The following is a 6,234-nucleotide window of genomic DNA, read 5'->3' on the forward strand; positions in this document are numbered from 1 at the left end:
GGGGGGCTCCTTCGGGGCCCCGCCCGGGGCCCCGTCCGTCACCGGTGCCGGTGTGTCCTGCGCGTCCGTCGGCGTGCTCTGCTGCTCGGTCATACGGCCTCCCCCGGCTCCTTGATGCGGTCGAGCTGATCGCGGAACATCCAGGCGGCGCTCTTGGTGTCGAGCGGTTCCGCGCCCTCCGCCGTGGCGGTGACCAGCACATCCCCGACGGACCCGACGCAGAGCAGGCCGACGAGCCCGGAGTCCTCCGTGTCGGGCACTTCGAAGCACGCGGCATCGGGGTACCCGCTGATCTTCGGCCCCTTGGGCAGCTCCACGGCGTCGAGAAGCCCCTTCTGGAACCGCACCGAGCTCCGGGCGGTCGCCGTACTGTCCAGACGGGCGAGGACGAGGCGCATGACGAAGACACCGTCGCCGTACAAGGAGACGTCCTTGCTGAGGTAGCTGCGCATGGCCATGCCCTTGATCGGCTGCCCCTCCAGCACCTTCTCCAGCTTCTGGCGCTGGGACCGCGGCATGTCCGCGAGCTGCTGCTTGCGCAGCGCCATCGCCTGGGCGCCGGTCAGCGTCGCGTCCGAGCCGAACTCGCCGTAGTCGGGTCCGCGCACCCATTTGTCGGTGCCGTACGGCACGAGCAGCCCGGCGAGGCCCTGCGGGGGCGGGGCCTTGTACTCGGTGGGCGAGTCCCCCGGGAACTTCCAGCTCGGGGCGCCCGCGTCCCGGTCGGCGCCCTGCACGGTGACGGCGGTGAAGGCGACCCCGCCGATGACCGCACCGGCCAGCAGCAGCGCACCGGCCATCCTGGCGACGCGCCCGGCCCGCCGCGGCTTGCGGGACGGCTGCGGCTCAGCGCCGGCCCCGTCCTCGGATACGGCGGTCGCCTCCGGTACGGCGGCGGTCTCCTCGGGTACGGCGGCCGTCTCCTCCGGCGCTGAGGGCTTCTCCGGCGTGGGCGTCCCCTCCGGTACGGCGGCGGTCGCCTCGGGTACGGCGGTCGCCTCGCGTACGGCGGCCGTCTCCTCCGGCGCTGAGGGCTTCTCCGGCGTGGGCGTCCCCTCCGGTGCGGCGGCCCCCTCCTCCGGCGCGCCCGACGGTTCCTTGTTCAGCTCGGTCACAGCCGCTCCAACTGCCGTACCGACAGGTCCATGATCGTCTTCTTGCTGATCGGCTTGGTGTCGGAGACGAAGATCTGCATCATGATGTCCCCGCGACAGGCGAGTGCCGAGGCGCGGTAGTAGGGCTCGTAGCCCGGCTCCTTCTCGGGCCGGGTGAAGGTGAGTGCCGTTCCGTTGCCGGTGCCGGGGATGGGCCAGCTGTCGGCCTCGTACTCGTCGCGCGCCCAGAGCCGGCTGTCCTCGACCGTCTCGGCCGCGGTGACGTGCTGCTCCTGCCGGAACTGCACCAGCCGGATCTCCACGACCTGGTCGCCGGCCTCCCACAGGGTGATGGCGGCCCTGCGGTACTCGTCCGCCACGAGTTCATCGAAGGCCCCTGCGGGGTCGTCGTACGTGTCGGCGTACGCCGCTATGTCCATCCAGCCGTCTTCGCCGGGCGCCCAGTCGACGTACCTGGCGCCGGCGGGCTTCTTCAGCAGCAGCTTGCGCAGGTCTCCGTCGGCCTTGACCTTGCGGTCCTGGGCGGCGGACAGCGGCTCGGGTGCCGGGCCCTTCGCCCGGCCGAGGACCGGCTGGGACAGCGGCGGCAGCGGCGTGGGCGGGCGGTCGGCCTGGATCAGATAGCCGGTGCAGGTGCCGGCGATCACGCCGAGGGCTGCGGCTCCGGCGATGAGCAGGGCGGTGCGGCCACGCCGACGCGGCGTGGGTCTATCCTCGGGTGCTTCTTCCACTGCCTCCCCCACAGATGTGAAAGTTCGTGATTCCGCGCTTCACAGCAGACTCGTGGGTAACACCAGTAGTTGTAGGGGAGTTGATTACGATTCGAACATGGCGAAAAAGCTCGTGATCAAGGTGACCGCCGGGGCAGACGCACCCGAGCGCTGTTCCCAGGCCTTCACCGTGGCGGCGGTGGCGGTGGCCAGCGGCGTGGACGTGTCGTTGTGGCTGACCGGCGAGTCGGCGTGGTTCGCGCTGCCGGGCCGCGCGGCCGAGTTCGAGCTGCCGCACGCCGCTCCGCTGCCGGATCTGATCGACTCGCTGCTCGCGGGCGGCCGTATCACCCTGTGCACGCAGTGCGCGGCACGCCGGGACATCACGGAGAAGGACGTCATCGAGGGCGTGCGGATCGCCGGGGCGCAGGTGTTCGTGCAGGAGGCGATGGCGGACGACACGCAGGCGCTGGTCTACTGACGGCGGCGCCGGTGGCGGTGGCGCCGGTGGCGGTGACGGTGGCGCCCGCTGTCATGGGCGCCGCTTCTTGCCGTCCAGCTCGTCCCACCACTCGTCGGACTTCGGGTCTCCGGAGGGATCGTCCCACCAGCGGTCCTCGGGGCCGCGCCGGTTGGCCACGATCGCGGCGAGCGGCGGGATGACCATGGCGACGACGCACATGCCTACCGCGGCCGGCACCGACCAGATGCGCACGACGCCCCAGGCCAGGACGAAGAGCGTCAGGCAGGCCCCCATCATGGCGAAGTACACGTGCCGGCGCCGGGCGTACATGTCTCCAGGGTAGTTCCGCGCACCCCCGCGGCGGGCGGACCGTAAGCCCGCACGGCGCACACTCGCGGCGGGCGGTCCGTAAAGCGGCACGCCCCCGCGGCGAGCGGGTCGGATGCCCGCACGGCGCACCCGGCGCACGTCCGCCGGGCATGCCGGAGGGCCGCACCCCAGGCGTCCAACCCGTGGGGTGCGGCCCTCCTGTCGTCTCGGGCCCGTCACAAGCCCGGAGTCCGTGAGGCGGGTGCCTCCCGGTCTCAGACCGCGATCGCGACCTCCGCCAGACCGCCCTGCTGGGCGACGACGGTGCGGTCGGCGGTGGCGCCCGGAACGAGGGCGCGGACGGTCCAGGTGCCTTCGGCCGCGTAGAAGCGGAACTGTCCGGTGGCGGAGGTCGGGACCTCCGCGGTGAACTCACCGGTCGAGTCGAGCAGGCGCACATAGCCCTGCACCGGCTCGCCGTCGCGGGTCACCTGGCCCTGGATGGTGGTCTCACCGGGCTTGATCGTCGAGGCGTCGGGGCCGCCGGCCTTCGCTCCGCACATGTTGAACTCCTTGAGGGGTAAAGGTCGGTCTGGTCTTACTTGTTGGCGCCGAGCTCGATCGGCACGCCGACGAGGGAGCCGTACTCGGTCCAGGAGCCGTCGTAGTTCTTGACGTTCTCCACGCCGAGCAGCTCGTGCAGCACGAACCAGGTCAGCGCGGAGCGCTCACCGATACGGCAGTAGGCGATGGTGTCCTTCGCCAGGTCGACGTTCTCCTCGGCGTAGAGGGCCTTCAGCTCCTCGTCCGACTTGAAGGTGCCGTCGTCGTTGGCGTTCTTCGACCACGGGATGTTGCGCGCGGTCGGCACGTGGCCGGGGCGCTGCGACTGCTCCTGCGGCAGGTGGGCCGGGGCGAGCAGCTTGCCGGAGAACTCGTCGGGCGAGCGGACGTCGACCAGGTTGTGCGAGCCGATGGCCGCCACGACGTCGTCGCGGAAGGCGCGGATCGAGGTGTCCTGCGGCTTGGCCTTGTAGTCGGTCTTCGGGCGCTCGGGCACCTCGTCACCGGGGACCAGCTCGCGGGCGTCCAGCTCCCACTTCTTGCGGCCACCGTCGAGGAGCTTGACGTTCTCGTGGCCGTACAGCTTGAAGTACCAGTACGCGTACGACGCGAACCAGTTGTTGTTGCCGCCGTAGAGGATCACCGTGTGGTCGTTGGCGATGCCCTTGTCGGACAGGAGCTTCTCGAAGCCCTCCTGGTCGACGAAGTCGCGGCGCACCGGGTCCTGGAGGTCCTTCGTCCAGTCGATGCGGATCGCGTTCTTGATGTGGTTCTTCTCGTAGGCGGTCGTGTCCTCGTCGACCTCGACGATGGCGATCGACGGGTCGTCCAGGTGCTCCTGAAGCCAGTCGGCGTCGACCAGGACGTCGCTGCGGCTCATGCTCGTTCTCCTCCGGGGCAGTCGCGGCGGGGGTGTGCAGGTGAGAGGGGGCGCGCGCTCAGCGGTGAGCGGCGCACGAAAGCCCTGATGCAGGGCGCGGGGATGCGGAGGGCGTGCCTTGCGGCGGCCTTCCGGTCAGAAGGTGCGACAGAGCATGGCGGCAACGCGGCACAGGTCCACTGCCCGCCGCTTCGTGAGATCCGCCTGTCGCTTCATGCCGTCGATCGTAGGGACGACCGGGCGGGCGTGTCACCGGCGTGTCGGATGATGAGATGCGATCGTCCGTATTTCGAGATCCGATGCTGAGGAGCCGCTTCGGCGCCGCGTCCGCGGCCCGGCGTCCCGGCCGCCGTACCCGAGCTGCGGACAACGGTGTCTCGCCAGTCGGACATCCCTGGTGGGAGGGGTCGTACGCGCACGTGAGGCCGTGGTGGCCGGCCGTCGTCGTCCCTACCCCGCGAGCCGCACGTTCGAACCCCGCACGCTGATCTCGACGCCGTCCTTCGCCGCCCGCACCGACTCCAGCTTCACACCGCCCGGCAGCTGCTCGATCTTCTGCTCGAAGTCGGTGACCGAGCGGGCCGCGTCCTCGGCGATCTGGATGCCGACGTCGGGCAGCGAGTCCGCGTGCACCCGGACGGTGTCGCCCTGGACGGTGACGGAGCTGAGCACCGACACGGTGCGCGACAGGGACGTCCCGCGGACCGTCACGTCGACCTTCATCCTGACCTTGCCGTTGCCGCCGTCGGACAGGCCGACGACCTTCGCGGTGACGCCGGGCATGACCCGCGTCGGCTCGTTCTTCGCGGCCTTCAGCAGCTCGTCGTAGCCGATGGTCGCGGTGCCGGTGGCGGTCTTCGCGGTGGCGGAGCTGTAGTCCCCGGAGAACTCGACGCCCTTCATATGGGCCTCGATGTCGTCGATCCGGATCGTGCGCGCGCCGTCCCCGGTGGGCGCCAGGTAGTCCTTGATGCCGATCTCGACGTCGTCCAGCTCGCCGCCCATCACCTGGGTGAGGAAGGGGAACCCGTGGATGGACACGTCCGGGGTGTCGGCCAGGCCCTCGCTGCTGCGCACCTTGTCGGCGGCCTCGTTCTCGGCGAAGTTCACGGCGAGCCGGTCCGCGATCACGAACAGCACGCCGAGGATCGCCACGACGACGAGCAGTATTCGCAGAGCGCGCATGCCTGGGTTCCCCCTACTGGACGGTCACGTCCGCCCACCGTAGCCCCGCGCGGGCACGAAAACGGAGGGCCCCCGGGTCACTGTCGATCATCTGTGACACGGGGGCCTTGCGGCGGAGGCTCCTGTACGGCCGCTCCGACACGGACGTTCCGAGACCTACCGATACGGACGTTCCGATACGGAGGCTCAGCCCAGGGCGCGGCCCAGGATGTAAGCGACCGGCGCCGCCGCCGTCAGCGGCAGGGCGACGCCCGCCGTGAAGTGGACGAAGCGGGAGGGGTAGTCGTACGCGGCGACACGATGCCCGATCAGCGCGCACACCGCAGCCGCGGCGCCGAGCAGCGCACCCTTCGAGCCGAGCCCCGTCATCCCGCCGACCACCACACCGGCACCGGCCGCCGCGAGCAGCGCCACGACCACCGAGGCGGGCGTCGGCATCGGCAGCGCCCGCGCCACCAGCGCCACGGCGACGGCAGCCGCGCCGACGGTCACCGCGTCCGCGTCGGCCGCCAGATACCCGGCCGCGAGGACCGACAACGCCGCCGCGACGACCGTCGCCATCAGGCCGTACATCCGCTCGTCCGGGTCGGCGTGCGAGCGCAGCTGGAGGACGAGACAGAGCAACACCCACACGCCCAGCGTGCCGAGCACCGCCGCCGGCCCGTGCTCCCTGCCGGCCGCGAGCACCGCCGCGTCGGCGACCAGCGCGCCGAGGAAGGCCAGCGCGATGCCCTGCCGGGCCGGCCACATGCCGTTCAGCCGGAACCAGCCGGCCGCGGTGACACCCTGGAGGACGACGAGGGGCACGAGCAGCGCATACGTCCCGACGGCCGCCGCACCCGACAGCAGCAGGCCGAGCAGTGCGGTCAGCAGCGCCGGCTGCATACCGGGGTCGATGATCGGGGAGCGCCCCTCCAGCCGGGCCCGCTGGGCGTCGGTGATACGGGCGTTGCCGCCGAGGGTGGCGGGGCCGTATGCGGGCTCCTGCGGTTCGGCGGCGGGCTGGGC

Annotated in this window: 9 protein-coding genes; 1 reads left to right on the forward strand and 8 read right to left on the reverse strand. The window is 71.3% G+C overall.

Annotated elements, in window-relative coordinates:
- Nucleotides 1–89 precede the first annotated feature (89 nt).
- Together MTQ10_RS26555 and MTQ10_RS26560 are read right to left on the reverse strand one after the other, a co-directional pair.
- A complete protein-coding gene (locus tag MTQ10_RS26555) occupies nt 90–1,115 on the reverse strand; it encodes a hypothetical protein (RefSeq protein ID WP_247472696.1) in 1,026 nt (341 codons plus the stop codon).
- Entirely contained in the window at nt 1,112–1,846 is a 735-nt protein-coding gene (locus tag MTQ10_RS26560) for a hypothetical protein (protein ID WP_247472697.1), read from the reverse strand. The genes MTQ10_RS26555 and MTQ10_RS26560 overlap by 4 nt, the downstream gene beginning before the upstream one ends.
- Before the next feature lie 97 nt (nt 1,847–1,943).
- Between MTQ10_RS26560 and MTQ10_RS26565 the strand changes: the two genes are divergently transcribed.
- Nucleotides 1,944–2,306: a DsrE family protein gene (locus MTQ10_RS26565; RefSeq protein ID WP_247472698.1), complete on the forward strand. Its 363-nt coding sequence runs from the start codon at nt 1,944–1,946 to the stop codon at nt 2,304–2,306.
- A 51-nt stretch (nt 2,307–2,357) separates the two neighbouring features.
- On the opposite strand, the gene MTQ10_RS26570 is transcribed toward MTQ10_RS26565, so the two are convergent.
- From MTQ10_RS26570 to MTQ10_RS26590, 6 genes are all read right to left on the reverse strand, one after another.
- Nucleotides 2,358–2,618 carry a DUF3099 domain-containing protein gene (locus MTQ10_RS26570; protein WP_247472699.1) on the reverse strand — a complete coding sequence of 87 codons (261 nt, stop codon included), beginning with the start codon at nt 2,616–2,618 and terminating at the stop codon, nt 2,358–2,360.
- Nucleotides 2,619–2,872: 254 nt separating this feature from the next.
- A complete protein-coding gene (locus MTQ10_RS26575) occupies nt 2,873–3,160 on the reverse strand; it encodes a DUF1416 domain-containing protein (RefSeq protein ID WP_187825660.1) in 288 nt (95 codons plus the stop codon).
- 35 nt (nt 3,161–3,195) lie between these two features.
- Entirely contained in the window at nt 3,196–4,041 is an 846-nt protein-coding gene (locus tag MTQ10_RS26580) for a sulfurtransferase (RefSeq protein WP_247472700.1), read from the reverse strand.
- Nucleotides 4,042–4,176: 135 nt separating this feature from the next.
- Nucleotides 4,177–4,257 carry a putative leader peptide gene (locus MTQ10_RS31750; protein WP_350310325.1) on the reverse strand — a complete coding sequence of 27 codons (81 nt, stop codon included), beginning with the start codon at nt 4,255–4,257 and terminating at the stop codon, nt 4,177–4,179.
- Nucleotides 4,258–4,491: 234 nt separating this feature from the next.
- Nucleotides 4,492–5,226: an LmeA family phospholipid-binding protein gene (locus MTQ10_RS26585; protein ID WP_247472701.1), complete on the reverse strand. Its 735-nt coding sequence runs from the start codon at nt 5,224–5,226 to the stop codon at nt 4,492–4,494.
- Nucleotides 5,227–5,412: 186 nt separating this feature from the next.
- The coding region (locus tag MTQ10_RS26590) for a hypothetical protein (RefSeq protein ID WP_247472702.1) at nt 5,413–6,234 on the reverse strand (822 nt) is incomplete at its 5' end.

This window comes from Streptomyces sp. XM83C, from assembly GCF_023072675.1.
Classification (GTDB): Bacteria; Actinomycetota; Actinomycetes; order Streptomycetales; family Streptomycetaceae; genus Streptomyces; species Streptomyces thermocoprophilus.